This is a genomic window from Pseudoalteromonas sp. PAB 2.2 (assembly GCF_001938575.1).
GTDB lineage: Bacteria > Pseudomonadota > Gammaproteobacteria > Enterobacterales > Alteromonadaceae > Pseudoalteromonas > Pseudoalteromonas lipolytica.
The window spans coordinates 442138-468252 of sequence record NZ_LYPI01000007.1; the positions used below are offsets into that span (position 1 = coordinate 442138).

Annotated in this window: 27 protein-coding genes; 26 read left to right on the forward strand and 1 reads right to left on the reverse strand. The window is 40.2% G+C overall.

The annotated features are described in order from the left end of the window. The first annotated feature begins 335 nt into the window (after positions 1-335). From BWD47_RS02370 to BWD47_RS02460, 19 genes are all read left to right on the forward strand, one after another. Entirely contained in the window at positions 336-1220 is an 885-nt protein-coding gene (locus tag BWD47_RS02370) for a hypothetical protein (protein ID WP_074989089.1), read from the forward strand. A gap of 128 nt (positions 1221-1348) precedes the next feature. Next, complete coding sequence (locus BWD47_RS02375) at positions 1349-1723, forward strand: hypothetical protein (RefSeq protein WP_074989090.1); 375 nt, start codon at positions 1349-1351, stop codon at positions 1721-1723. Positions 1724-1725: 2 nt separating this feature from the next. After that, positions 1726-2043, forward strand: a complete 318-nt coding sequence (locus BWD47_RS02380; protein WP_074989091.1) for a hypothetical protein — start codon at positions 1726-1728, stop codon at positions 2041-2043. Continuing rightward, the gene (locus BWD47_RS20350; protein ID WP_074989092.1) at positions 2036-2293 is read left to right on the forward strand and encodes an HNH endonuclease; all 258 of its coding nucleotides are present in this window, start codon (positions 2036-2038) and stop codon (positions 2291-2293) included. Before BWD47_RS02380 ends, BWD47_RS20350 begins: the two co-directional genes overlap by 8 nt. 192 nt (positions 2294-2485) lie before the next feature. Further along, positions 2486-3190 (forward strand): hypothetical protein, encoded by a 705-nt coding sequence (locus BWD47_RS02390; RefSeq protein WP_051501846.1) that lies wholly within the window; start codon positions 2486-2488, stop codon positions 3188-3190. Positions 3191-3684: 494 nt separating this feature from the next. Beyond that, a complete protein-coding gene (locus tag BWD47_RS02395) occupies positions 3685-4437 on the forward strand; it encodes a DUF3450 domain-containing protein (protein ID WP_036971874.1) in 753 nt (250 codons plus the stop codon). A gap of 10 nt (positions 4438-4447) precedes the next feature. Then, a complete protein-coding gene (locus BWD47_RS02400) occupies positions 4448-5815 on the forward strand; it encodes a MotA/TolQ/ExbB proton channel family protein (RefSeq protein WP_036971873.1) in 1368 nt (455 codons plus the stop codon). 3 nt (positions 5816-5818) lie between these two features. Then, a complete protein-coding gene (locus BWD47_RS02405; RefSeq protein ID WP_065979084.1) occupies positions 5819-6346 on the forward strand; it encodes a MotA/TolQ/ExbB proton channel family protein in 528 nt (175 codons plus the stop codon). A 46-nt stretch (positions 6347-6392) separates the two neighbouring features. Then, positions 6393-6806, forward strand: a complete 414-nt coding sequence (locus BWD47_RS02410; RefSeq protein ID WP_063707380.1) for a biopolymer transporter ExbD — start codon at positions 6393-6395, stop codon at positions 6804-6806. Between the two features lie 12 nt (positions 6807-6818). Beyond that, on the forward strand, positions 6819-7424 hold the full coding sequence (locus tag BWD47_RS02415; RefSeq protein WP_075593296.1) for an energy transducer TonB: 606 nt from the start codon (positions 6819-6821) through the stop codon (positions 7422-7424). Between the two features lie 17 nt (positions 7425-7441). Beyond that, positions 7442-8749 carry a lipopolysaccharide assembly protein LapB gene (locus tag BWD47_RS02420; RefSeq protein WP_075593297.1) on the forward strand — a complete coding sequence of 436 codons (1308 nt, stop codon included), beginning with the start codon at positions 7442-7444 and terminating at the stop codon, positions 8747-8749. Positions 8750-9040: 291 nt separating this feature from the next. Beyond that, positions 9041-11794, forward strand: coding sequence for a hypothetical protein (locus BWD47_RS02425; protein WP_075593298.1), 2754 nt, complete (start codon positions 9041-9043; stop codon positions 11792-11794). Between the two features lie 78 nt (positions 11795-11872). Continuing rightward, positions 11873-14506, forward strand: coding sequence for a TonB-dependent receptor domain-containing protein (locus tag BWD47_RS02430; RefSeq protein WP_075593299.1), 2634 nt, complete (start codon positions 11873-11875; stop codon positions 14504-14506). A 138-nt stretch (positions 14507-14644) separates the two neighbouring features. After that, complete coding sequence (yegS, locus tag BWD47_RS02435; RefSeq protein ID WP_075593300.1) at positions 14645-15541, forward strand: lipid kinase YegS; 897 nt, start codon at positions 14645-14647, stop codon at positions 15539-15541. 129 nt (positions 15542-15670) lie between these two features. After that, the gene (asd, locus tag BWD47_RS02440) at positions 15671-16807 is read left to right on the forward strand and encodes an aspartate-semialdehyde dehydrogenase (protein WP_075593301.1); all 1137 of its coding nucleotides are present in this window, start codon (positions 15671-15673) and stop codon (positions 16805-16807) included. Positions 16808-16873: 66 nt separating this feature from the next. Further along, positions 16874-17485 carry an FMN-binding negative transcriptional regulator gene (locus BWD47_RS02445; protein ID WP_075593302.1) on the forward strand — a complete coding sequence of 204 codons (612 nt, stop codon included), beginning with the start codon at positions 16874-16876 and terminating at the stop codon, positions 17483-17485. Positions 17486-17735: 250 nt separating this feature from the next. Then, complete coding sequence (locus BWD47_RS02450; RefSeq protein ID WP_256719160.1) at positions 17736-19415, forward strand: methyl-accepting chemotaxis protein; 1680 nt, start codon at positions 17736-17738, stop codon at positions 19413-19415. A 429-nt stretch (positions 19416-19844) separates the two neighbouring features. After that, positions 19845-21386 carry an EAL domain-containing protein gene (locus BWD47_RS02455; RefSeq protein ID WP_083633618.1) on the forward strand — a complete coding sequence of 514 codons (1542 nt, stop codon included), beginning with the start codon at positions 19845-19847 and terminating at the stop codon, positions 21384-21386. 293 nt (positions 21387-21679) lie between these two features. After that, complete coding sequence (locus BWD47_RS02460; protein WP_075593303.1) at positions 21680-22060, forward strand: VOC family protein; 381 nt, start codon at positions 21680-21682, stop codon at positions 22058-22060. A 61-nt stretch (positions 22061-22121) separates the two neighbouring features. On the opposite strand, the gene BWD47_RS02465 is transcribed toward BWD47_RS02460, so the two are convergent. Beyond that, positions 22122-22928, reverse strand: a complete 807-nt coding sequence (locus BWD47_RS02465; protein WP_174403887.1) for an ion transporter — start codon at positions 22926-22928, stop codon at positions 22122-22124. A gap of 89 nt (positions 22929-23017) precedes the next feature. Between BWD47_RS02465 and BWD47_RS02470 the strand changes: the two genes are divergently transcribed. The 7 genes from BWD47_RS02470 (at position 23018) to BWD47_RS02500 (ending at position 26113) form a co-directional block, all read left to right on the forward strand. Next, positions 23018-23224, forward strand: a complete 207-nt coding sequence (locus tag BWD47_RS02470) for a hypothetical protein (RefSeq protein WP_036971843.1) — start codon at positions 23018-23020, stop codon at positions 23222-23224. Next, the gene (locus tag BWD47_RS02475; RefSeq protein ID WP_036971841.1) at positions 23217-23489 is read left to right on the forward strand and encodes a hypothetical protein; all 273 of its coding nucleotides are present in this window, start codon (positions 23217-23219) and stop codon (positions 23487-23489) included. The genes BWD47_RS02470 and BWD47_RS02475 overlap by 8 nt, the downstream gene beginning before the upstream one ends. Before the next feature lie 2 nt (positions 23490-23491). Next, positions 23492-23941 carry a hypothetical protein gene (locus BWD47_RS02480; RefSeq protein ID WP_065979093.1) on the forward strand — a complete coding sequence of 150 codons (450 nt, stop codon included), beginning with the start codon at positions 23492-23494 and terminating at the stop codon, positions 23939-23941. A gap of 59 nt (positions 23942-24000) precedes the next feature. After that, positions 24001-24195: a YwbE family protein gene (locus BWD47_RS02485; protein WP_036971837.1), complete on the forward strand. Its 195-nt coding sequence runs from the start codon at positions 24001-24003 to the stop codon at positions 24193-24195. Then, complete coding sequence (locus BWD47_RS02490) at positions 24192-24719, forward strand: DUF4240 domain-containing protein (protein ID WP_036971836.1); 528 nt, start codon at positions 24192-24194, stop codon at positions 24717-24719. Before BWD47_RS02485 ends, BWD47_RS02490 begins: the two co-directional genes overlap by 4 nt. Positions 24720-25258: 539 nt before the next feature. Continuing rightward, positions 25259-25675 (forward strand): DUF805 domain-containing protein, encoded by a 417-nt coding sequence (locus BWD47_RS02495; RefSeq protein WP_217195047.1) that lies wholly within the window; start codon positions 25259-25261, stop codon positions 25673-25675. A gap of 51 nt (positions 25676-25726) precedes the next feature. Next, positions 25727-26113: a DoxX-like family protein gene (locus BWD47_RS02500; protein ID WP_075593304.1), complete on the forward strand. Its 387-nt coding sequence runs from the start codon at positions 25727-25729 to the stop codon at positions 26111-26113. Positions 26114-26115 lie beyond the last annotated feature (2 nt).

Genomic DNA, 26115 nt, shown 5'->3' on the forward strand with positions numbered 1-26115 from the left:
CCGAACCGCCCGTCGACTCTAACTCATAACTGCCCCAAGACGTGTTTAGGCGAATTACTCAAAAAAGCGAACTTCGGCCGTTCAAAATTGCTTTTCTATTTCGTCAAAGTATATTGCTTGCATAGTCAGTAAAACGACCCAATCGCTCGTTTTTGTCCTGAGACAAAAGCTAGAACTACTGCATTTTAGTAGTAATGGCAATTAGTTAAGAAGTTTGTTACAAATGAGTCATTCAGAAAAGCGAGCGACGCTGTGGTAGAAAAACGCGCGATTCGCTCGCTATAAACATGTTATGTGCTTTCAGTAGTTGGCAAGAATCGAGTAAAGGAATACAAGTGAACTTTTTAGAATTAGATGTAAAACTTCAAGCAGCCATCGTTTCAGCTATTACTTCTCTTTTTATATTTGGACTAGGTTGGTTGTTTAAAGTCTTCCATGAAAATTATTCATTAAATTACAAACTTCAAAAAGAATATAAATTCGAACAAAAGAAATTACTAAAAGAAGAGATTGTGAAAACAAAAGTACCTTTGTTAAATGCCGCAGAGGAGTTTAACTACAGGATTTTTAATTTTAATAAAAATATTTCTAAGGGTTACCATAACATTAGTGAGAAAGAGTGGTTCCAGACAAACCAATACTACCTCAACAGCTTCATATATAGGTTTCTTGTTTTAATTCACTTCTGCATAAAAACAGAAGAAGACTTATTATCTATGGACTCAACGGTTGCAGATGAAGAAGATATTACTTTTTTACTTTATGTAAAAACATTTAAAAATATTTTTTGTGAATCCAACTTATTAACTGAATTGGGGTATAAGCAAGATGATGATTCGAACCACTTTTACCGTAATGAACTTAAAGGATTTAGCGGATGGGTAGTAAGTAACAACAAAGTTATTGAATTTGATGAGTTTGTTCCTAAGTTAAAACACAGTTACGATCCGCTTAGACGAGTCATCGAGTATTTTTCTAAAATTGACAATGATGATAAAGATAAAACCTTAAATATACTTCGGTGTACACACCTTCTATCTATATGCTTTTTAAACGAATTTGGACATTCCTATCAACAGACTGATAAAGGTAAAATAAAAAAATTAAATCAAAGCTATAAAGATAAAATCAAAATAAAGGCGAGCTTTCTTAACTTTTTAGATGATAGCAAGTTAAAGAAGAAAGTTTTATCAAACTTTAAAGCAGGCTTAGCCAATTAGCACATAACAAGCGCATTAAGCACGGGACTGCTAAAGTTTGGCTCGGTTCCGCTCCGCTTCACATTTTAGCCAAACATTAATCAGCCCCTTATGCGGGCGTTATGTTACTAGATTAATTTAGGAGTCACATGAAAGAATATAGATTTAAAGTGCTTAAGGAAGGTGATTCTCTCTATTTATTTGACGGCAAAGAGATGATCATACAAGAAGAGAGTGGTAACTTCAGAGTTTATAAAGTATTCGGCTTTGATCTGGGGGAGCCAACTTTTTCTAAGCAGTTTGAAAAACTAACAGTCCACTCAGGTAGTCAGTTTAACGACCAAGCAATTGTTATTGAAAAAGCTGGTAAGCTTGTCATTTACAAGGTGGAGGATTTCAAAAATAAACTTCCATTATTAAACGATGACTTTGTGATTTTGCTTAGTAAAGGCATAGGCAAAATTGAAGTATACGATTCAAAATCCAGAATTAGTGTTCAACTCCCAGCCAAAGAGGGTTGCTAGCTATGTCTGATGATGAAAAGTGGGCAACTAACGTAGCCTTTGTGGGAAACGAAGAAACTGTAAAGAAAATCTTAAAAAAATTAAACCAGCTGGAAGAAAGTGGTGAAATTGAAGATTTAACTGGAATTGAAGGGCCATTTGAATCTCTTCAGCCAATGCTTAAACGTAGAGTTGAAAATTTAGCGCTTGGTGTTATTGATAACTCAACGCCAGCACAAATAGAAGTAACGTCGCAAGCATCTGACGAACCTGAAGAGGAATGGTTTGACGATGACGATATTCCTTTAGATGACGACTGGTTTGAGGATGACGATGAGTAGGCCTTATGACCACCGGAAGGCCCAAAAGCAGAGAAGACTTATTGATCTTGAAATTTGTCAATTATGTGCTTCGACAAATAGTGTTCAAGCCCACCATATCTTCGAATATGCAAAAGGCGGCCCGTCAACAGTTGAAGGCATGATTAGCCTTTGTCTAGATTGCCATCAAAGAATGGTTCATAAAGATAGTCGAATTCGGATTAGAAAAACAGAAAATAGGATTACTACTTTTGGGCGCGGCGGTAAGTAACATAACAAGTTGCTGCACTCGGAAAAATTACTCGCTGCGCTCGCAATTTTCCGGTGAGCAAGGCGTTACCGAATAAATATCTAACGTGTTTCTGTCCAGTGATGAGTTAACATCAAACTAGCAGCATTTAAGCTTTAAAGAATTATAAAAATAGGCCGATACAAAATCATATCACTGAAACAGGGACGTGTTGTGAAGGTTATTTCTGAAAATTTACCGCAACCACTAAATAATTACAATGTGACATTAGAATCACCCAAAGATGGGGAGGCTCTTTTAAATACTGAGCTGAAAAAGTTGGCGGATGACATATATCACAAAAGCGAGCCACCTGAACTAGAGCAAACATATAGCAAGCCACTGACAATGACCGCGAGCAAAATAGACATGACTAAAACGGTTGATGGCTTTATGTATGAACTTGCTGTTGCGACTGGCGAATTATATATGCCTGGTGGGAGTGTACCGAAGGCTGTGGAAAAAATGCTTTCTCCTTACGATGCATTACTCTCAGATATAAATAATCAAGCGACTTCATTGACCTATAAAAATTGGGGAATATCAATAAACCAATCTGGTACTTTAGAAGCGACTGGTTCGATTACAGACCTTGAAAAAGAGTACTTAGAAGAAAAACTAAATGGTTCGGAGGAATTAGTAAGTGCTATCAAGGATTTTAAATCTAATTATTTGAAATATATCGGGCCTGAATCCCGGGGCTATGGAAGGTATGATGTTACGAATGATAATTTTGCCGATGTCTTCGATTTTAGAGAAATGCTTGAAAGCTCAAGGAGTAATGACGACTTTAAAAGGACGTGGGAGTATGAAACAAATTGGCTAAAGTTGACTGATAACATCTTGTCACAGTTAAAACGCAGCGCTGCGAGATATTAGTTACTTAAAAGGTTTATTTGGCATTGTAATTGGGCCACACAGCGATCATTTAAAATGTCATATTAGGCTCGCTTTAACTATCAAGTTTGGCACTGAGACTTATCTAACGATTAAACCTTAATTGGTGAATAACTAACATTATTTATTTGGCGTAGTTATGTGTAATGCAAACTCATTTTTTATTGGCGAGTACCGATTAACGCATCTTTGTGCAAAAACGCGCTGCCGTGAGTTTTTCTAAAAGCTTAAATTTAATGTCATTTTTTTAACTGAAATTTCAAAATAATTGTCCCAGATGTTTATAAATGCCTAACTTATAAGGCACATCCTCGAGATTTTCCCCTTATTTTTGCTCAACATAAACGAATTGTTACAGCTGTCATATTTTTGTATTTTTTACGCAACACGCTTGTCATTTTTCATCGTTAGACTTTCGCTCATTAAAACAAACCCACTAGCAAATTAAGCTAATTTAACGAGTAAAGGTGTATGCGATGAAAGGCGTTAAACCACTGATTTTAGCAGGTATTGTAGCGGCATCTGCAGCAGTACATGCAAACGATCTAGATAAAGTAATTGATAAAAGTAGTGAGATAAACAAATCTGCTGCGCAATCACAAACTAAAATCGACAAGATTGCAGATTCAATGCAAGGTCGTTTACAACAGTTCAAAGCCCTAAACAAAGAAATTGACGGTTTAACTGTTTATAACGCACAACTTACTAAGCAATTAAATAACCAAATTGCTGAAATGGACGCGTTAAACGAGTCTATGGATCAGGTATCGGTTATCGAGCGTCAAATCACGCCGTTAATGATGCGCATGATCACAGGCCTTGACCAATTTGTTGCACTGGACGTGCCTTTCTTAACTGAAGAACGTAGCAAGCGTATTGCCTCATTAAAAGCAATGATGGACCGCGCAGACATCACATCAAGTGAAAAATTCCGCCGCTTACTGGAAGCCTACCAAGTAGAAGTTGATTACGGTCGTACTATCGAAGCGTACACCGCATTACTTGATGTTGATGGTCAAGAGCGCGAAGTTGACTTTTTACGTATCGGCCGTTTAGAGCTTATTTATTTAACACGCGACGGCAAAAAAGCAGGTAGCTGGGATAAAGAAACAAAATCGTTTGTTGAATTACCCGATTCTGCAATCAGTCAAATTAGTAAAGGTTTACGTATCGCGCGTAAGCAACTTGCCCCAGATATGTTAACACTGCCAGTCCACGCTGCTGAATAAGAGGTTCGAGATGAAATTATTAACGACAATGACAAAAATGGCCGTGTTTGCAGCTGGCCTTGGTTTTGCGGGTAGTAGCTTTGCTGCTGAGCCAATGGATTTAGACTCATTACTAAAAACATTAGAGCAAGGTAAAGCACAACAAAGCGCTGAGAATAAACAACGTGAGCAAGCGTTCATGGCGCGCCAAAACGAACAAGTGCAAATGCTTAAAGATACACAAGCAAAGCGTAATGCCATGCTTAACGAGTCGGAGCGTTTAGAAACGCAGTTTGAAGAAAACGAAGTAAAACTTGCTAACTTAACCGAAACACTTTCAAACCGCATGGGTTCACTTAAAGAGCTTTTCGGTGTGTTACAACAAGTTGCGGGTGACTCAAGCAACAAATTCATGACCTCTGTTGTTTCTGCTGAGCTACCAGGTCGTAGTAACTTCATGGATGAGCTTGCTCAAAAAATGGGGTCAACGTCGAAGCTTGCTTCAATCGATGATATTGAAAAAGTATGGTTTGAATTACAACGCGAAATGACTGAGCAGGGTAAAGTATCTCGCTTTACGACGGATGTTATTGTTGAAGGTGGCAGCAAAGCACAAAAAGAAGTGGTGCGTGTTGGTGCATTTAACTTAATCGCGGATGGTAAGTACCTAGAGTACACGCCAGCGACTAACACAATCAGCCAGCTTACTCGCCAACCAAGCAGCCGATACACAGCGACGGCATCGGATCTCCAACAAGCTAACTCAGGTGTTGTGCCGTTTGCACTTGACCCAACAGGTGGTTCAATCTTAGGTCTTTTAGTTCAAGCACCAGACACCGAAGAGCAAGTTCACCAAGGTGGTACTGTCGGTTACATCATTTTAGGTGTTGGTTTAATTGCCTTATTAATCGCACTTGAGCGTTTTGTATCACTGATGATTATGGGTGGCAAAATCCGTCGTCAGCTTAAAGACACGGTTGCACGTGATGACAACCCACTTGGTCGTGTAATGAAAGTGAAAGATCAATACCCAAATGTAGCGTACGACACTCTTGAGCTTAAATTAAGCGAAGCAATCATTCGTGAAATGCCAAAAATTACCCGTAACCTAACGCTCATTAAGATTATTTCTGTGGTAGCTCCGTTATTGGGTCTACTTGGTACGGTAACCGGTATGATTAATACCTTCCAGGCTATTACTTTGTTCGGTACAGGTGACCCGAAACTTATGGCAGGTGGTATTTCACAGGCACTTGTAACAACAGTACTGGGTCTGGTTGTGGCTATTCCAACGGTATTTTTATACACACTTCTTAACACGCGCTCTAAAAACATGCTGTTAATTTTACAAGAGCAAAGTGCAGGTATCATTGCAGAGCGAAGCGAGAAAGGAGCGTAAATCATGGTGCTATTGATTGATGCAATCAATGCTCTACGTGATTTCCTCGACACGGGTGGCCAAGTTCTCTTGGTCATCGGGGTGCTCATCTTCGCGATGTGGTTATTGATACTTGAGCGTTTTATGTATTTCTTTGGTGGCTTTAAACGCTACAAGAAAGACGTAAAAAGCACTTGGAACAATCGAGCAGAGCGTAACAGTTGGAACGCAGAGCAAATTCGCCAAGCGATGATTTCACGCGCTGGCATGCAACTAAATAATAACCTTGCGCTAATCAACGTAATGGTTGCGTTATGTCCACTTTTAGGTCTGTTAGGTACTGTTACCGGCATGATTGAGGTATTTGACGTAATGGCAATCACAGGCACAGGCAGTGCGCGTTCGATGGCGTCAGGGGTGTCTAAAGCCACTATCCCAACAATGGCGGGCATGGTGGGTGCACTTTCAGGGGTGTTTGCATCAACGTATTTACAACGTCGTGCAAAACGCGAAGTGCAATTACTTGAAGACAACATGGTCTTAGACCACTAAATGAATTTTAGGGTGATGTAAAACACCACCCACTAGGAGACAAATAATGAGAGCGCCACTAGGTAACTTATTTCAAGAAGACGATGCAGAAGAAATCAACATGACACCAATGCTAGACGTTGTTTTTATCATGCTTATTTTCTTCATCGTAACAGCATCATTCGTAAAAGAAGCCGGTATTGATGTTAACCGCCCTGAAGCGGCAACCGCTGTGAAAAAAGAGCGTGCCAACATTTTAGTTGCTATTTCAGACAAGGGTGAAATTTGGATTAACAAACGCCAAGTAGATATCCGTGCGGTACAAGCAAATATCGAGCGCTTAAAAGCTGAAAACCCTCAAGGTAGCGTGGTTATTCAAGCTGATAAAAAAGCCACAACCGATGTACTGATTAAAGTTATGGATGCATCGCGAGCTGCAGGCGCATTTGATGTGTCGATTGCTGCGCAAGAAGCATCATAAGGAATGTGAGCGATGCGTTATATAGTTGCATTAATCATCGCTGGTATCGTGACTGTCATGCTGTTTTTAGGCATGCAGGCGCTGATCACCGGCGGTGAAGGGGCCATGTCTGAGCCAGTAAAAGGGAACGTGCTTGATTTTGTTCGTCTGAAAAAAGAAGAGACGCTACAAAAGAAAGAGCGCAAACCACAAAAACCACCAACGCCAAAAGAGCCACCACCGCCAATGGAATCACCGCAAATGCAAAACAGTGATCCCAATGCAAGCAATGCAAACTTTGACTTTGGTGCAAGCGTTGAAGCTGACGTTAACTTATCCGGTGGTTTAGCGCTTGAATCAAGCGACGGTGAATACTTACCCATTGTAAAGGTAGCGCCTGTATATCCGCGCCGAGCTTTATCGCGTGGTATCGAAGGTTATGTAATTGTTGAGTTTACAGTAACCAAGCAAGGCACCGTGCGTGACCCTAAAGTGATTAAAGCGGAACCTGAGTCACTGTTTGACCGCGCTGCAATGGATGCTGCACTTAAATTTAAATATAAACCGCGCGTTGTTAACGGTGAAGCCGTTGAAGTAGCGGGCGTACAGAACAAAATTTCTTTCCAGATTAACGGTTAGAGAAGAGGAATGCGATTATGAAACCTTTAAAAGTTGCCGTGATTTGCGCGGCTGCTTTCACAAGCAGCCTTGTAGTACCAAGCGTTGTTAGTATGTTACCAGGGGTAACATTGGCTACAGCTTATGCCGAAGAGCAAAAAACCAAACGCGTACCTGCACTGCGTGAAAAAGTGTATAGCCAATTGGCGCGTGCTCAAAAGCTGGCTGATGATGGTGATGCAAAAGCGGGTCTTGCTGCCTTAGATAGCATAAAAGAGCGTTCATCAAGTATGAACTCGTATGAAATTGCCATGATGCATAATTTCTACGGCTTTATTTACTACAACGAAAACGATCTTGGTAAAGCAATTGCGTCGTTCGAAAAAGTCGTGGCAGAAGAAGAAATCCCTGAAACATTGCGCGTAAGCACCACGTTTAGTTTAGCGCAATTAGCGATGGCAAATAGTGACTACGATAAAGTAATTACGTATTTGGATCAGTGGGAGAAAATCAATGATAAGCCAAAAACAGATGCGTATTACGTATTAAAATCTCAAGCTTATTATCAGCTTAAAGATTATCAAAAAGGCATTGAAAACATTAACCTTGCTATTGCAGAAGCTGAAAGTAAAGGTGAAATGCCAAAAGAAAACTGGCTAATTTTACAACGTGCAATGTACTACTCACTCAATCAATCTGACAAAGTGGTTGAAGTGCTAGAGCGATTAGTGAAGCTATACAATAAACCTGAGTACTGGGTTCAATTAGGTGGTATGTATGGTGAAACAGGCGCAGAGAAAAAGCAGTTAGCAGTGTTAGAAGCCGCGTATCAGCAAGGCTTTTTAAAGTCTAAATCTGATTTACGCCAATTATCACAAGTGTATTTATACAACGGTCTTGCTTATAAAGCGGCGAATGTGATGAGTAAAGCCATGAAAGACGGTGTTGTTGAACAATCTGCTAAAAACTATGCTTTTGTTGCAGAAGCCATGGTGCAAGCAAAAGAAGACGAAAAATCATTGCCGTATTTTGCTAAAGCTGCTGACTTAGTGCCGCACGGTCAGTACGACCAGCGTATCGCAGAGGTGAGCATTAACCTTGAAAAATACGACGAAGCAGCAGATGCAGCCCGTAAAGCACTTGATAAAGGCGGCTTAGAGTTTGAATCGAATGTGTATGTAGCCTTAGGAATGGCACAGTACAACTTACAAAACTTTGATGCCTCTATTTTAGCGTTTGAGCAAGCTGAAAAACACAAAAAGTCACAGCGTTTAGCTGAGCAATGGATCAAGTATGTGAAGCGTGAAAAAGTACACGCCGAAACGTTACGTACCGCATTGCTCTAATTTGTATTCAACAGGCAAGCGTACAAAATAACTTAATTATAATCGCAACACCAAAGCTGCCTTCGGGCGGCTTTTTTCCGTTGTTTAATTTAAGTTAACCCTCTAATTTTAAAGTCAATTACATTGTCATTTTATGTTTATTAAAATGTAACCACTTTGTCATACAGCTCCCGTAAGGTAGTCGCAGTTTAAAACTCAAGTGACCCAAAAGCATTACTTTACAGTGCTTTTTGGTGACTTGAGTTTATGCGCTAACACAATAATTAAATATCTATCTTAACGGAGTGAACAATGAAATTATCTGGCTTATTCAAGGTTAGTCTTGTAGCGACAGCAATCTCACTAGCAGGTTGTGGCGGTGGTGATATCAACATCAACGTAGAAGAAACGGTCGAACAACCAACTACACCTACTAACCCAACTACACCACCAACCACGGAAGAATTACCCGGTGTATACAGCCAAAGCCTTTCGAACGAAGTATCTGCTGCATTAGGTCGTGATGTAACAGTACAAGTTCTTTCAGGTGTAATCACAGAAGATACAACATTATCGACAGACGCATTCTGGGCCCTTGATGGTGCTGTTTTCGTTGGTAACGATAAAGCAGACAGTGCAACATTAACTATCGAACCAGGTGCCGTTGTATTTGGTAATAATGGTTCTGATTATTTAGTTGTAAGCCGTGATTCAAAAATTGAAGCGACAGGGACGAAAAATGACCCAATTATCTTTACTTCTAAGCAAGACGTAACTGGTGAAGAAACATCAGCTGGCCAATGGGGCGGTATGGTGCTTCTTGGTAATGGTATTTCTAATAAGTGTCCTGCTGAAGGCGATTGTGCACTTCAAGTTGAAGGTGTTGAATCGGGTGCTGTATTTGGTGGTACAGACAATACAGATAGTTCAGGTACTTTAAAGTACGTTGTTGTTAAAAATGCGGGTTATGAAATTGCACCAGATAATGAACTAAATGGTATTACATTTGGTGCTGTTGGTTCTGGTACAACGGTTGAGTACTTACAAGTTCACAACAACTCAGATGATGGTGTTGAATTCTTCGGTGGTGCGGTAAATCTGAAGCACGTTGTATTAACAAGCATCGACGATGATAGCATCGACTGGGATAATGGTTACCAAGGTAAAATGCAATTCGTTTATGTTGAACAAGATCCAGATTCAACAGATGCAAACCGTGGTATCGAAGCAGATAACGACGGTAGCACACCTTCTAAAGAACCAAAATCATTACCAATCATTTCTAACTTAACAATCATCGGTAACAACTTCGACGGTGAAGACGATGCAGAAGGTATCTACCTTCGTGAAGGTACAGGTTTACACCTATACAACTCTGTGATCACTGGCTCTGACGAAATGGGTGAGTGTTTAGAAATTGAAGGTGCTGAAGACGGTGCAAGCGAAACAGTTAACAACGCTAACGATGGCACTATCTTAATGCAAAACACGTTTATGTCGTGTACCAATGGCGAAAACTTCAAAAACCCAGTTGATGGTAGCGGTAATTCATTACTAGAGCTTGAAACGTGGTTTACAGCACAATCTGGTAACGTAATCAATGATAAGCCAATGCTTGGTGCAAACGGTCAACCAATTGCGGGTTCTCCATTACTAGGCGCGGGCCAAGATGTAGCAAATACTGTTGATGCGTTCTTTGATACAGTTGACTTTGTTGGTGCATTAAATGACTCAGATGACTGGCGTGAAGGTTGGGCATTTGGTTACGGCGGCGGTGAAGTAACTGCACCAGCAGCTGTAGCAGGTTGTCCGTCAGGTACAACGTCAATTTCTCCAGTTGATGGCAGCACAACAACATGTGAAGTGTCTGGTCGTATTACCGCTGATTTAACTCTTACTGCGGGTAACTACTACGCATTAAGCGGTGCAGTATTTGTAGGTGAAGATAATGCTGATTCAGCTACTTTAACAATCGAGCCAGGCGTAACAGTATATGGCCGTACAGGTGATGATTATTTAGTAATTAGCCGTGGTTCGAAAATTAATGCTAATGGTACTAAAGATGAGCCAATCTCGTTCACTTCAAGCCAAGATGTTATGGGTGGTACTACAGCCGCTGGTCAATGGGGTGGTTTAGTTCTTCTTGGTAACGCACCATCAAACAAGTGTCCAGCAGAAGGCGATTGTGCACTTCAAGTTGAAGGTGTTGAGTCAGGTGCGGTGTTCGGTGGTACTGATACAACAGATAACTCAGGTACGCTTCGCTATGTTCGTGTGATGAATGGCGGTTACGAAATCGCACCAGATAACGAATTAAACGGTATCACGTTCGGTGGTGTTGGTTCTGGTACTACTGTTGAGTATGTGCAAGTTCACCAAAATGCGGATGACGGTGTTGAGTTCTTCGGTGGTAACGTACAAGCGAAGTACTTAGTACTAACAAGCATTCAAGATGACAGCATCGACTGGGACAATGGTTTCCAAGGTAAAATGCAGCACATCCTTGTTAAGCAAGCAGCTGATAACTCAGATGCAAACCGCGGTATCGAAGCCGACAACGATGGTTCTTCACCTTCTAAAACACCTAAATCTAACCCAACAATCGCTAACTTAACAATTATCGGTAACACCTTTAAAGGTGAAGATGACGGTGAAGGTATGTACTTCCGTGAAGGAACTGGCGCGCAAATCTATAACGCAATCGTAACGGGTCCTGAGGGCATGGGCGAGTGTCTTGAGATTGAAGGCGCTGCTTCTGGTGAAAGTGAAACAGTTAAGAATGCACAAGATGGTACGTTAATGATTAAATCATCAGTGATTGCATGTTCTGAAAACTTCAAAGACCCAAGCGGTGTAGATTTCAGTGTTGAGAACTGGTGGACAAACACATTAGGTAACTTAGTTGCTACAGGTCAAACGCAAGTTGTAAATGGTATTTTTACTATCGATACAACCACAGCGACAGACGTTAAAGCAATCGACGGTTTCTTTGATACAACAACGCACATTGGTGCAGTATCTGCTGATAACAACTGGACTGAAGGTTGGACGGTAGGTCTGGAATAACACAGTAAGCGAGGTGCTAAACAGTGCGTTTAGCACCTTTAAATAACTTTCTGTAACGTATTTCAGATAGAGGTAAACATGAAACAATATTCAAAACAGTTCAGCTTAACAGCACTCAGTGCAGCCATTTTATGTGGCTTGACTGTCTCGGTACACGCAGCTGAAGCCGACGAAGAAGCTGTTCTCGAAGAAGTTGTTGTAAGTGCAAGTCGGTTGAAAGGCACTGCAACAGCTGTTCTAGAAGAGCGTAAACAGCAAGCTTTCGTTGCTGATATTATGGGTGCTGAGCAAATTTCTCGTAGTGGTGATAGTGACGCTGCAGCAGCGCTTCGCCGTGTAACAGGTTTAACACTTGTTGATGGTAAGTTCATTTATGTTCGTGGTCTTGGTGAGCGTTATTCAAGTACACAGCTCAATAACTCTGCTGTACCAAGCCCAGACCCAACACGTTCTGTATTACCACTGGATTTATTTCCATCAGGTATTATTGAAAGCTTATCAGTACAAAAATCATATTCACCATCGATGCCTGCATCTTTTGGTGGTGGTAACGTTGATATCCGCTTAAAAAGCATTCCAGACCAATTTGTTTTTGATGTATCAGGTCAGCTTGGCTATAACACCAACAATTTTGACGATGGTCTTGAGTACAACGGTGGCTCTGATGATTGGTATGGTGTTGACGATGGTACACGTGAAATCCCTCGTCCTATACTAGATGTATATCAAAGCGGTCAATCGCTTGATGATTTAACACCTGAGCAAAGCCGCGCTTTAGCGATGTCGTTAAATCGCGATTATGATCCAAAATCAGCAAAGGTTGATCCCAATACTAAGTTCACTGCAACGTTAGGTAATAGCGTTGAATCAGATAAATGGCGCTACGGTTTCTTATCGTCGTTTAGCTACGATAATAAGCATGTTGTTGCAGACGAATATCAAGGTCAAGGTTTCTTAATTGGTGACAATTCAACAACCATGATCCGTGGTTATGACCAAGTGCTTAGTACCGAGCATACAGTTAAAACATCTGGCATGATCACTGTCGGTGTAGAGTACGATAAAGCGCACAAAATTGACTATACAGCCTTAATCTTACGGGATACTGAAGATCAAATATCAGACCGTTTAGGAATAGACCAAAATAACAACACGTCGGATAACAAACGTGTTCGTTCGTATGATGTGCGTTATGAAGAGCGTGAGTTAATTGTTAATCAATTAAAGGGTATGCATACCTTTGAATGGTTAAATTACGCGGGCTTTGATTGGAAGTACTCAATGGGTCGTTCAAACCGTTATGCACCAGGTAACATGGAAACTCGCTTCATTGTTACTGATGCAAATGAAGACGGCTTTTACGATACTGTCAATGAAAGTGCATTAACCAATGCGACAACCGCGGCGCGTTATACATTCCAAGATTTGGACGATGAAGTAGAAAACTACGGTTTTAACTTTACACTGCCTATTATGTTAGAGGGCATTGATATCGAGCTTAAATCGGGTGCAGACTTTATTTCTAAGGAGCGTTCTGCGACAAACCGCCGTTTTGATATTAATACACGTGCTTTTTCAGATGTTGATTTAACGGGTAGTGAGCTAAATACAATTTTATCTGATGATGTACTTACTAATGCAACACTGACACAGCCAATCTTAAACGATACAACGGTTTCTGGGGATGACTACAAGTCTGCGCAAAAAGTAGATGCTTATTACTTTGAAGCAGATTTATTCTTCAATAACACATGGCGGATCAGTGGCGGTTTAAGGTGGGAAGATTTCCGTCAAGTATCTGTTCCTCTTGACCCATTTACTGGTGGTCTTGCATCTTCAATTGATTACGATGAGTTAGATCAACTCGCATTTCGTGAAGACGACGTTTATAGCGCACTTGCTTTAACTTATGTGCAAAACGACGAAACGCAATGGCGCTTAAGTTACGGTGAAACTGTTGTTCGCCCAGATTTACGTGAGATTTCTGACGCGACTTATATCGATCCGCTTACTGAATACCCTGTAGGTGGTACGCCAGGTCTACGTACAACCCAAATCAAAAACTATGATTTCCGCTGGGAAAACTATTTTGATACGGGCGAGAACTTCTCTATTGGTGTGTTCTATAAAGACATGGTTGATCCAATTGAGTCTGTTCAATCACCAGCTCAAGATGGTCCACCACTGGTACGTATTGCGAATGCGGAAGATGGTTATGTTGCTGGTGTTGAATTTGAATACCTGAAAGATTTTGCTTTCTTAGGTGGATTCTGGCAAGACGTGTTCATGACAGGTAACGTGACTTTAAGTGACTCAGAAATCAACATCGACCGTCAGGCGATTGTTGAACAAACAGGGGTTTCTGCAGCGGTTACAAATACAACACGTCGCATGACGGGTCATTCAAAATATGTTGTGAATATGCAGTTAGGCTATGACGCACCAAGTGGTCAGCATGCCTCTACACTAATCTATAATGTATTTGGTGAGCGAATCATTATTCCAGGTATTGAAGGTCAGGAAGATTGGATGGAGCAACCATTTCATTCTTTAGACTTTAACTACACCTATTTCCCTGATTTCAACTCAAGCTTGAAGTTCAAAGTGACGAATATCTTGGGCGCAAAATCTGAAATAGAGTCAGCCGGTACTTTAACGCGTTCGAAAGAGAAAGGCACTGAGTTCTCAATTGAGTACAAATATCAGTTCTAATACTCTGCCCAAGGAAGGATACAATAATAAATCCTAACATTGATTTAGCCCTGCAATAGCGGGGCTTTTTTGTATCCGTATTGAGTAAACAGCATTGCATGTTATGGTAGAGCTTAGTTGTCATAACAGGGATTAAGAATGAGCCTACGATTAATTTTAAATGGTAAAAAAGCAGGCAATGAGCAATTACGCGAAGCCGTCTCTAAATTCCGACAAACAACCCCGTTAGAGGTTCGAGTAACCTATGAAGGAGGCGATGTTGAGCGACTGATTTACGAGGCAAATAAAGAGGGCGTAAAACGGGTTATTGTTGCTGGTGGTGACGGCACGGTCAACGAAGCTGTGAACGCCTTAATGAAAATTGAGCATTCTCAGAGACCAGCACTTGCCATACTCCCAATGGGGACGGCAAATGACTTTGCTTGCTCTGCAAACATTCCGACTGAATACTTGTCGGCGCTCACGTTGGCTTTTGAAGGACATACTCACGAAGTGGATGTTGTTGAAGTCGATAAACGATTTTTTATTAATGTTGCCAGTGCAGGCTTTGGGGCAAAAATTACCGCCACCACACCGCCAGCACTTAAAAACTTGCTTGGCGGCGGTGCATATACACTCGCTGGGCTTGTTCAAGCGCTGAGCTTTGTTCCTTACAGTGGTCAACTTTCTTTGCCCGATGGTCAGCACAGTTCCGGTGAGATTATTGCCGCTGCCGTGTGTAATGGCCGACAAGCCGGTGGCGGACAGTTACTCGCACCCGATGCGTATATTAATGATGGCATGGTTGATCTTGTTGCTTTCACCTCATTTGCAATTTCAGATGTGCCTGCGGTTATCGAAGAGTTAAGCAACTACCCCAATTCTTCACAAAAGTGGGTGAAACGCTATCAAGTGCCTTGGCTTGAATGGCAAACGCAAACTGAAATGCCAATTAACCTCGATGGTGAGCCAATTACCTCAAAACAACAAACATTTAAAGTCTGTGCTAATGCAGTAAACCTTGTATTGCCAACAGACTGTCCATTAATTAAATAAAATAATATGAAATAATTTTAAGTTCCATTATCTGCGCTGGTTTTGTGCCATTCACAATGCTAGATTAGCTCTGTAAAAATTAAACTCTTACGCAATGGATTTTAATTTTTAACAGCTTAGGTACTTGGAATGAATCAAACAGTGGAAAAAACAATGAAAAAAGTAGGATTAGTCGGTTGGCGGGGCATGGTTGGCTCTGTGTTATTGGATCGTATGCAGCAAGAAAATGATTTTTCTCAAATCGACACGACTTTTTTCACCACCTCACAAACCGGTCAATTAGGCCCTGATATTGCGGGCCCAGCAAAACCACTTCTTGATGCAAACGACATTACTGCGCTTTCGCAAATGGATATTATTGTTACCTGCCAAGGCGGCGATTACACAAAAGCCGTTTACCCGCAGTTACGCGAGTCTGGTTGGCAAGGTTACTGGATTGATGCTGCGTCGGCACTGCGTATGAGTGACGACAGTATTATCGTGCTTGACCCTGTAAACAAAGATGTGATTGAACAAGGGTTAGAGCAGGGGGTTAAAACCTATGTTGGCGGCAACTGTACTGTATCGTTAATGTTGTTAGCGCTAGGCGGTTTATTTGAGCAAGACTTGATTGAATGGATCAGCCCAATGACATATCAAGCGGCTTCAGGCGCCGGTGCTCGCAACATGAAAGAGTTAATTGCACAAATGGGCGCAATTCACGAAACGGTTGCTGACAAACTGGCTGATCCTAATGCCGCTATTCTTGAAATTGACAAATTAGTCACCGAAAAAATTGCATCAAGCGATTTACCACAAGACCAATTTGGCGTGCCTTTAGCGGGTAGCCTTATCCCTTGGATTGATGTGCCAATGCCAAGTGGTCAAAGTAAAGAAGAGTGGAAAGCGCAAGTCGAAGCTAATAAAATTTTGGGCACCAGCAAGCAGCCTGTCCCGGTTGATGGCTTGTGTGTTCGTATTGGCGCAATGCGATGCCACTCGCAAGCAATGACCATTAAATTGCGTAAAGATATCAGCGTAGAAAAAATCGAAGAAATTCTTGCGTCTCACAATGAATGGGTCAAAGTTATTCCAAACGACCGCGACATTACAGCAACAGACCTAACACCTGTTAAAGTGACTGGCACGTTGTCTATTCCGGTAGGCCGTATTCGTAAATTAGCTATGGGCCCAGAATATATCAGTGCATTTACGGTTGGTGACCAACTGTTATGGGGTGCTGCTGAACCACTTCGTCGTATGCTACGCATAATTGTTGATGGCTAAAATTAAGTTGTAATAGTTAAATCAGGCTGGCACTTTGCTGGCCTTTTTAAGCAATAAAGGAAAGTAATGCACACACCCAGCAAGTGGAAAATGACACCGGAGCGAGTCTCACAATTTATAAAAACCTATAGCTTTGCGTTGATGGTAGACAGTGAATTTGAAGCCACACATTTGCCTTTAGTATACAAAGCTGATGAGGGGGAATTGGGGACCTTGTATGGTCATGTATCACGTGCAAATCGTCATGGTAAGGGATTAGATAATACCCGCGTATTAGTGGTTTTTAGTGGTCCGCATAGCTATATATCTCCAACCTGGTATGCAGAAAAACCCGCTGTTTCGACGTGGAACTATGCTGCGGTCCATGTTCAAGGTGAGGTTGAATATCTGGATGATGAGAATACCTTAGCCTGCTTAGGTGAGTTAATTAGCCAGTATGAGCCGAGTATTTTACACGATACCGACTTGCTACCTGCTGATTACCAAGCAAAACTACTGCGCGGTATTGTCGGAATTAAAATTAATGTTCAGTCAATACAAGCAAAAGAAAAACTTGGCCAACACAAGTCAGCAGCGGATCAACAAGGTGTTGTTGCAGGGTTACAAGCTGATACACACCCAGATGCACAGGCTTTATTGCGCTATATGCTTAAACACGAAATTGGAATAGGCAGCTAATTTGCATCCTGCAAAAGCTGCCAATTGGTTGGAAGGTCATTAGCGCTTGGTTTGTTAAATATTTGTTTCATTACTAGAGGTAAAGCTAGTCTACAATGTATATCTGTCAACCTATTGTCATATCATAAATAAATTAAAGACTTGAACGACTTGCCTACCCAACTTTGTGCCTAATAAATTTCCAACTATTTATTTGCTCAATTGCAACCACCTCACTATGTTTTCGTAAGTACTTAGTTGGAAGTCTACAATGAACATCTCAAAAAAATTAAAACTCTCCTTTGCATCAGCAATTGCACTTCCCTTAATCATTATTTCTCTATTAGTTATTACTGAAATACGCCAACAGGCGCTAGACAACTTTGCTCAATTGAGTGTGCGTGAAGCGCGGCAAGTAGATAACGGTATCAGTTTATTTTTCGCTGAAATTGAAAAAAATGTTGATTACTTGGCGTCTCATTCTGCGACTTTAAATGCAAAAACCGACGTAATGACGCATATGCAATCATCAAATCCAGTCAAGCTAGATCACCAAAATGGCAGTTTGGTAGAGCAAACAGTGTTTAACTTGTTTGATCACTTTGCTACAACGCACCCAGGCCTTGCATACATTTATATGGGGAACGAGCAAGGTGGTTATGTTCAATGGCCAGCAAGTGAAGTACCCGCTAATTACGATCCGAGAGTAAGGCCTTGGTACAAAACTGCAAAAGCCGCTAACGGTGAAACATTAAGAACGCATGCCTATTATTGGGCTGCTGATGACATGGTAATAGTGTCAACTGTTAAGGCTATCAAAGAAAATGGCAACTTAATTGGTGTACAAGGCATGGATGTTTCACTGCAAGGTCTAACAGATATTATTGCGAACATTAAATTGGGTGAGACAGGCTACTTAATGCTGATAGAAGACAGCGGCAATGTTTTGGTCGATGTCAAAAATGCGGATTATCGTTTTAAACAGCTAAACGAAATCAATGGCGGTAAATACCGGGAGCTTGCTAACAACGATCGCGGCCAGTTTGAAATTGAAATAAATGGCAAAGATTATTTAGCAAATATTTACACTTCGCAAAAGCTTGGTTGGAAGTTCGTTGCTTTAGTCGAAAAATCTGAAGTAATGAGCACAGCTAACACAATCACAATTACTATACTTGTTATTAGTACGGTGCTGATTGCTGTGTTTATTCTAGTGGCAAGTTATATTTCTAAACTTATTTCAGCCCCCATTGTTGAAGTGAGTGATGGGTTGACAGAAATATCACAAGGCGGCGGTGATTTAACGAAGCGGCTTGTTATTAAAACGCGAGATGAAACAGCTAAATTAGCGAATAGCTTTAATTTGTTTTTGAATTTAATTTCAGAGTTAGTGACGCAAATAAATGATTGTTCTCAAAATGTGAGTGAAACATCAGCGAACACTTCGTCACAAGCCTCACAACTATCTGATTCTACATCACAGCAACAACAAGCTCTTGAAATGGCAGCGACTGCAATTAATGAAATGGCTGCGACAGCCAATGAGGTCTCCGCAAGTTGTGCGAATGCAGCAGAACTTGCAACGCAAACACAGCATGCTTCTGAGCTTGGACAAAATCTCATTTCAGAAACTGTAGAGAGTGTTGTGTCGCTTTCTACTGTGATAACAAAAGCGACTCAAGATATCACTCAGCTTGATGCTGAAAGTGAAAATATCATGTCGATTCTCAGTGTCATAAGAGGCATCGCTGAGCAAACAAACTTATTAGCACTGAATGCTGCAATAGAGGCTGCTCGAGCGGGCGATCACGGTCGTGGATTTGCTGTGGTTGCTGATGAGGTTCGTGCGCTGTCGCAAAGAACGTCTGAGTCAACGGAGGAAATAGCAACCCAACTTAGTACGCTTCGCAAAAGGTCTGACCAAGTATCCAAAGAAATGGCCGCAAGTTGAAACCGCACTCATAAAACCGTTGAGCTTGCACATTCTGCGCAACAGCAGTTTAGCGAGATCACATCGTCTATTGTCAATATTAGTGACCTTAACACACAAATAGCGACTGCAGCCGAGGAGCAGCAGCATGTAGCAGAAGACATAAACCGCAATGTTGTCGAAATTAAAAATGCGGCAGACGATGTAAGTGACATTGCACAGAGTGCGCGTCAAAATGGTGAAAGACTTAATCAGCTGTCTCATTTACTGACAGACTTAGTGGGTAAATTTAAGGTATGAGGTGCAACAGCCTAATGTTGTCTTTTCTAATTCATCTCGGGGTTTAGTAGGTAGTTACACTTACTCTGTTTCCATTTTATTACTTTTTATTGATTTGGTAATACATAAAGGCTAATTTGAGGTTTAGACTGTAAAGCGTATAAGTTAAATATGACGAGAAAAATACTAAAATCAGCTCAAAATAATCAAGCACTCTATATTATTTGTTTAATGCTTTTTCTCGTTGTTGCTTTTCACCTTCTGGTTAGTTATCTGCAAGTCAGCTATCAAAAGGAATTTTCGCAATCTTTGTTATCAAAAGCAGAAGACATATCAAGCGATTTAGGCTCTTCTATCCAAGAGGCTTCAGCATTATCTCCTCTTGAGTGTGATGCTCAGACAATCAATAAGTTGCGCATTATTCTTTCTAAACATGAATTTACGCATGACTTAGGTTTGATTTTTAATAATAAAGTTAATTGCTCAGCAAATTGGGGACTTCTTGCTGATTCAACGCCACTTGACAGTGTTTTGTATCATTCTCCATCGGGCTACTATTTTGCTTCTCAAGTTGCGAATATTTTTCCTGTTGCAGCGAAATATGACATTACAAATAAAGGGAGTGTAATTGCCTTTACAATTAATGCCCCTTTTAAAAACTTTGATCAATTAAATAAAAATTTTTCATATAAAATTATTTCAAAGAATAGAAAATACATCTTTCATAACTATGCGGCACAACACCAGTTTAAAACAGATACACTGCTTAAACCGCAAGTGGTAGAAACTTGTAGCACTCAATTCCAATACTGCATTGAGACATACAATAACCGGCCTGGTTTACTGTATTTCCCTTTTTACATTTCTGCTCTATTAATCGGTTTAATTGGATTGATTAGCTTTTTAATTGCTTATTCAATTTGTTCATACTTAGATAAAAGCCACTCAATGGAATTTAGGTTTCGTAAAGCCATTGAAAACGAAGAATTATATTTGGAGTATCAGCCAATACTCGAGCTGAAAAGTAACAAAATTATTGGTGTAGAAAGTTTGATAAGGTGGAAAGATTCTGTTTACGGTAATGTTTCGCCAGAGCTTTTTTTAGGTATTGCAGAGCAGCTAAGTTTGTATCCAACTCTTGCGTATAACTCGGTCAAAAAAGCGCTTAATGAACTTTCGCCAGTTTTACGTGCTGATTCTGATTTCAGCGTGGCAGTCAACATTAACGCCTATGAAATTCAAACAAAAGAGTATTTAGATTATTTATATGATTTATGCACTGAAAATAAAATAAAACCACAGCAAATCAAAATTGAAATCACCGAGCGAATAGAGCTTCCATTGGACGAATTGTCATGTTTTGCTTCGAAAGCTAAAACATACGGCTTCTCTATTTCTCTTGATGATTTTGGAACAGGAGTTTCAAACCTAGTGTGGTTAACCGAAATCAATTTTGATGTGATCAAAATAGACAAGGTTTTCACCCAATCAATATCTGATGAGTTGAAGCAAGAAATGTTGTTAGCCATTATGTCATTAATAACAAACCTAAACCGCACTGTTATTTTTGAGGGGGTTGAGACAGTTGAAGAATATAACTTTATTAAAAATTACAATGATGACTATCAGGTTCAAGGCCAAGGTTGGTACTTTTACAAGTCGTTGCCTTTAACTGAGTTATTGCATGTATTAGGCCAGCAAGGTGGCGATTAAAATACGTATAAAAATACATATAATCATCATTGCCCTTGTTGGTTATCACTTATGGCGGCTGCACGGCCCTTTTTGTATAAACAAAAATAGAACGTTTATTCAGTTTTAAATGGCAAGGGGAAAACCCTTTTGAGCGCTGCATGATGCCTTACAGTATGACTCACAGCTGTCCTCTCGAATATGCAAGCTGTGAGCTTATCAGTTATTTAATACGTTATTCACGCTTATCTTTTGCTTATTTAGTTATTCGGGATATGCTGGCATAACGAAATCTAATTAATCAGAAGTAGCAAATGAAGCTTAATCAAGTCACGTTACCAGTAAAAAATATGAATGAGGCGGTGGCTTTTTATTTAACTCTTGGTTTTATTCAAATTGTAGATACACCTCACTATGCGCGTTTTAAATGTACCAATGGAGACGCGACATTTTCGCTGTCGTTAGAAAGCGGGGACTTTAAGAGTCATGCTGTTATCTATTTTGAAGAAGAACATCTTGATGCTCTTTACACGAGCCTTGTTAAAAAGGGGGTTACTTTTGAACAACCGCCAACAGCGCAGCGCTACTTATGGACAGAAGCTATTTTGAAAGACCCTTCAGGTAACAAAATCAAACTGTATTGGGCAGGTGAAAACCGCTTGAATCCACCATGGAAAGTGGAAAAACGTGGATAAAATAAAGGCGCTAGGTTTTGCACTCTAGCGCCTCATAACTAAAAACTGTTAAATAAAAAAGTTATTTTCTTTCTTTAAGTAATTGTTTTAGCTCTGCCATTTCAGCTTGTAATTGAACAATTTGGCCTTTTGTAGCGGGCATGTCATCGTCGCTCGTTTGTTCTTCACGTGCATTACGGTGCTCTTCAGACATGACTTCTAATATGGCACCTACCATCATGTTTAAGAACACGAATGCAGTTAAGAATATAAACGTTAAGTAGAAAATCCAGCTTAGTTTATACACCGCCATGGTTTCATACATTACGTCGGTCCAGTCTTCAAAGGTGGCAATACGAAATAGAGTTAGCATTGAAATTGACACATCGCCCCACAAAACAGGGTTAATATCGGCAAATAACATGCTACCCATTGCGGCATATATGTAGAAGATAACGAACATTAACAGGGCGATATAGCCCATTTGCGGTATGGCTTTTAATAGCGAATTAACCAACAATCGCAGCTCTGGGATCATCGACACTAATCGCAAAACGCGGAAAATACGTAACAGCCTTGCGATGAAAATAGTTGACCCCGCAGCAGGATAAAGGCTTCCGACGACGATGATAAAATCGAAAATATTCCAGCCTTTTGTAAAAAAGTCTTTTATGCCACGGCTGGCAATAAAGCGGATCACAAGCTCAATCAGAAAGAAGACAGTGATCCCCATGTCCATCCAGTGCAAGGCAATTTCTGCAGTTGGATGTAACGAGTACGTGTGCGCGCCAACAGTTAACGCCGAAATAACAATGACCGCGATAACAAATGATTGAAAAATTTTACTTTTATCGATACGCTGAAACAGCTCTTGTAACTGCGACAACATCATAGATGACCCTTTGATAATAAGATTTTAAACCCACGCAATATACAGTAAAACACAGTGCCAATGTATAACTTAAGAAAGGAAATTTAATGTTTTTTAACGCTTTAAAGTTTGTGGCTTTAGCAGCCTTATTCGTTATGCTGAGTGCATGTAGCTCTGATGCACGGTATCACGAAATTCAATCGGCCCGTTTAAATGAATGCAATTACTTAGCAGATAAAGAGTATCACGAGTGTGTAAAACGCCAAGAAGACAGTTACGAAGAATTTAAAAAACAACAAGTTGAAAATGACTAAAACCGAAAAACGCCTTGATAAAGCCATTCGTGTTGCGTTAACTCACGCGTGTGAGCAAGCTAAAGAGACAGTCAGTGAGTTTTTATGGCTAACTCATACCGCTGACTTAAAAAAATTGCCTCAATCACTTAAAATAAAGTGTTTTTTCAATACGTTGCCAATTAACGAAAATCAAAAGCAACTGATAGTAAACTTAATTATTGATGAACTTAATACGATAGATATAACTATAAACGCGAAGGCAATTTCATTTTTAAAGGAATAAATATGTTTTTGAATTTAACGGCGAAGCACATGTTATCTTTGAATTCAGCACTGTCTGTGTTGTTTTTAGGCGTGGGTGTTTATGGCATACTGTCTGACGACGCGTTGCCGTTTCCATCATTTAGCGCTTTTGTTGCTGCCGTTTTTTTTGCTCTGCAAGCCGTTCGTTCAACAGATAAATTTGCTGCAAAAACCGCACTGAGTAACACGCTAATTGCAACAAATACTCACCTTAAAGTAACGCAGTTTTATTACAGCTCGAAAGAGCAGTTGCTTGAATTAAATCGAATTACTGAGTTTAAAGTCGCCGATAATTACTTAGCGGTCATTCTGGATAGAAATGGTCAAGGCTATGATTTTCAAATTAAAGGAAAATCAGACGCTATAATCGAAAGACTTAACGATATCATTCCCCATCAAGCGCTTAAAAACACGTCAATCACACGGGTTTAGTTTGGTAACTGCGCCACAAATAGCTATAATCGGCAAAAATTAATGAAAGAGACTTTGCTATGGCAGTGCCTACGCGTTCACAAATTTCTATTGGTTGTGAAGTGAATATTGTATTAAAGCAAGATCAACGAACAGGTCAGTTAACCCAAGGCGTGGTGTCACGTATTTTGACAAAATCACCTAACCATCCACATGGCATAAAAGTGCAGTTAGACGATGGTCAAGTAGGTCGTGTAAAAGAGATTTTATCATGAGTGTGTTAACCGAAGCTGAGTTTTGGCAGTTAGTTACCGCAGAAGATAAAACCGCGGAGCCTGAGTCTGTATGTAATGCATTAAAAGCAAAGCTAACTGACTTATCTGATGAACAGCTGATGGAATTTGATAAGCAGTTTAGTCTTCGCATGCGTAAAGCCTACACATGGGACTTATTCGGTGCTGCCTTTGTAATGGCAGGTTGTAACGACGATTACGGATTTTCAGAGTTTTTATGTTGGCTGATTTCACGTGGCGAGCAGGTATTTATAAATGCCCTTGAAAACCCGGATTCAATCGCTGACTGTACACCGGTTTATCATTTAAATGAGCAACCTTACCCTTATTTAGATGAGTATGATCTTATCGCAGGTATGCTGTACGAAGAGCGAAATGATGATGAACTGCCGTTTATTCCGTCGGGGCTTGAACAGCCAAAAGGCAAGCGCTTTAAAGATAAAGCCAAGTTTTTAAAACAAACCTACCCAAATCTATACGCCAAATACTGGCAACAACCAAGTTAATATAAAGCACCGTTCAGGTGCTTTTTAATGCTTCTTATTTTAATGTTTCAAAGGTCACTTGCTTCTACTCCAACGCTTCAATAAGTTATTAAGTATTCGTAATAAAGAGATTGCTGCTGTGCGACAAGCGTTTATTGAGCTGAAAAAGTAGTTAGTTCAGAAACGAGTTAGCACCGGTGCTTACGCTATTGGTACTTTGCCAAAGTTTGAAGGATATTGTATTTACGATGCTAAAACCCACTTTGAGGTTTTTTACTTTGAAAGAGGCTTAAAGTTTCAGCAAAAAACATTTATCGATGTTGAAGATGCTGTGGCATATTTTAAGGCAGAGTTAGTTTTAGACCCACTTTCGAAACGTTAATTAAATACCGTGCCTGCGGTAAAAGCTAAGAGCGAATAGCTAGTTGTAATTTTTTAGTACCTAAATAACCTAAATTTATGTTATGTTATTCGCGCTGAGTCTCGCTTAGTTAATGATTATAAATCAGCAGGGTAACCGTCGTGTTAGTTTGCTAAAACACAATTCAAAGGAAATGACAGTGTCAGAAAATGTTTATCAAGCCCCAGAATCAAACCTTGTTTCAACCTCTACAGAATCAACAACGTTAAGCATAAAAGAAATTTTATTCTCTTTTAGTGGTCGAATTCCGCGTAAAACGTATTGGTATGCGTTCTTAGGAGTAGTGGCTGCTACGTTTGTGATTATGTTTATTGCTGCACTACTTTCTGGTGCTAGTGAATCGGCCATAATGGTTATTTCGTTCATTATGTACATTCCCCTAATGTGGGTTTCACTCGCGATTCAAGTAAAACGTTGGCATGACCGTAATAAGTCAGGTTGGTGGGTCTTAATTGGTTTTATTCCGTTGATTGGACCAATTTGGGCACTCATTGAGAATGGCTTTTTAGCCGGTGATGAAACAGAAAACCGTTTTGGTAAGCCAACTGTTTTATAAGTCTTTGCAGTGTGCTCTAATGGCTAGAGCACACATAATTCAGCCTTTACGATGAACCATTTAACGACACTTCAAATTGCCCGCTTTATTATCAGCTTTAGTTGGTTTTACCATGGGTTGTTTCCAAAACTTGTGCATATTTCGCCTCTTGAGCAGCAGATGACAGGTAGTTTTGGTTTTAATCCTGAAATTTCAAGTTTGATTACACGTGCAGCAGGTGTTGGTGAAATCATCTTTGCTGTGCTTTTTTTTATTTTCTATCGCTCTATTTTAATCAATGTATTAAACATATTGGCGCTAATTGGCTTAATGTTATTTGTTGCCATTTTACAGCCCTCGCTTTTAATTGAAGCCTTTAATCCGGTAACCACAAACCTCGCAATTATCGCGTTTAGTGTTGTATTAATAAATGAGCTTAAAGGTACTCAACGTCAGTAATA

Bases quoted from the DNA above. Each gene is read 5' to 3' on its own strand.
- BWD47_RS02375 (WP_074989090.1), top strand. From the start codon at position 1,349: ATGAAAGAATATAGATTTAAAGTGCTTAAGGAAGGTGATTCTCTCTAT.
- BWD47_RS02380 (WP_074989091.1), top strand. From the start codon at position 1,726: ATGTCTGATGATGAAAAGTGGGCAACTAACGTAGCCTTTGTGGGAAAC.
- BWD47_RS20350 (WP_074989092.1), top strand. From the start codon at position 2,036: ATGAGTAGGCCTTATGACCACCGGAAGGCCCAAAAGCAGAGAAGACTT.
- BWD47_RS02395 (WP_036971874.1), top strand. From the start codon at position 3,685: ATGAAAGGCGTTAAACCACTGATTTTAGCAGGTATTGTAGCGGCATCT.
- BWD47_RS02400 (WP_036971873.1), top strand. From the start codon at position 4,448: ATGAAATTATTAACGACAATGACAAAAATGGCCGTGTTTGCAGCTGGC.
- BWD47_RS02405 (WP_065979084.1), top strand. From the start codon at position 5,819: ATGGTGCTATTGATTGATGCAATCAATGCTCTACGTGATTTCCTCGAC.
- BWD47_RS02410 (WP_063707380.1), top strand. From the start codon at position 6,393: ATGAGAGCGCCACTAGGTAACTTATTTCAAGAAGACGATGCAGAAGAA.
- BWD47_RS02415 (WP_075593296.1), top strand. From the start codon at position 6,819: ATGCGTTATATAGTTGCATTAATCATCGCTGGTATCGTGACTGTCATG.
- BWD47_RS02420 (WP_075593297.1), top strand. From the start codon at position 7,442: ATGAAACCTTTAAAAGTTGCCGTGATTTGCGCGGCTGCTTTCACAAGC.
- BWD47_RS02425 (WP_075593298.1), top strand. From the start codon at position 9,041: ATGAAATTATCTGGCTTATTCAAGGTTAGTCTTGTAGCGACAGCAATC.
- BWD47_RS02430 (WP_075593299.1), top strand. From the start codon at position 11,873: ATGAAACAATATTCAAAACAGTTCAGCTTAACAGCACTCAGTGCAGCC.
- yegS (WP_075593300.1), top strand. From the start codon at position 14,645: ATGAGCCTACGATTAATTTTAAATGGTAAAAAAGCAGGCAATGAGCAA.
- asd (WP_075593301.1), top strand. From the start codon at position 15,671: ATGAATCAAACAGTGGAAAAAACAATGAAAAAAGTAGGATTAGTCGGT.
- BWD47_RS02445 (WP_075593302.1), top strand. From the start codon at position 16,874: ATGCACACACCCAGCAAGTGGAAAATGACACCGGAGCGAGTCTCACAA.
- BWD47_RS02450 (WP_256719160.1), top strand. From the start codon at position 17,736: ATGAACATCTCAAAAAAATTAAAACTCTCCTTTGCATCAGCAATTGCA.
- BWD47_RS02455 (WP_083633618.1), top strand. From the start codon at position 19,845: ATGACGAGAAAAATACTAAAATCAGCTCAAAATAATCAAGCACTCTAT.
- BWD47_RS02460 (WP_075593303.1), top strand. From the start codon at position 21,680: ATGAAGCTTAATCAAGTCACGTTACCAGTAAAAAATATGAATGAGGCG.
- BWD47_RS02465 (WP_174403887.1), bottom strand. From the start codon at position 22,928: ATGTTGTCGCAGTTACAAGAGCTGTTTCAGCGTATCGATAAAAGTAAA.
- BWD47_RS02470 (WP_036971843.1), top strand. From the start codon at position 23,018: ATGTTTTTTAACGCTTTAAAGTTTGTGGCTTTAGCAGCCTTATTCGTT.
- BWD47_RS02475 (WP_036971841.1), top strand. From the start codon at position 23,217: ATGACTAAAACCGAAAAACGCCTTGATAAAGCCATTCGTGTTGCGTTA.
- BWD47_RS02480 (WP_065979093.1), top strand. From the start codon at position 23,492: ATGTTTTTGAATTTAACGGCGAAGCACATGTTATCTTTGAATTCAGCA.
- BWD47_RS02485 (WP_036971837.1), top strand. From the start codon at position 24,001: ATGGCAGTGCCTACGCGTTCACAAATTTCTATTGGTTGTGAAGTGAAT.
- BWD47_RS02490 (WP_036971836.1), top strand. From the start codon at position 24,192: ATGAGTGTGTTAACCGAAGCTGAGTTTTGGCAGTTAGTTACCGCAGAA.
- BWD47_RS02500 (WP_075593304.1), top strand. From the start codon at position 25,727: ATGAACCATTTAACGACACTTCAAATTGCCCGCTTTATTATCAGCTTT.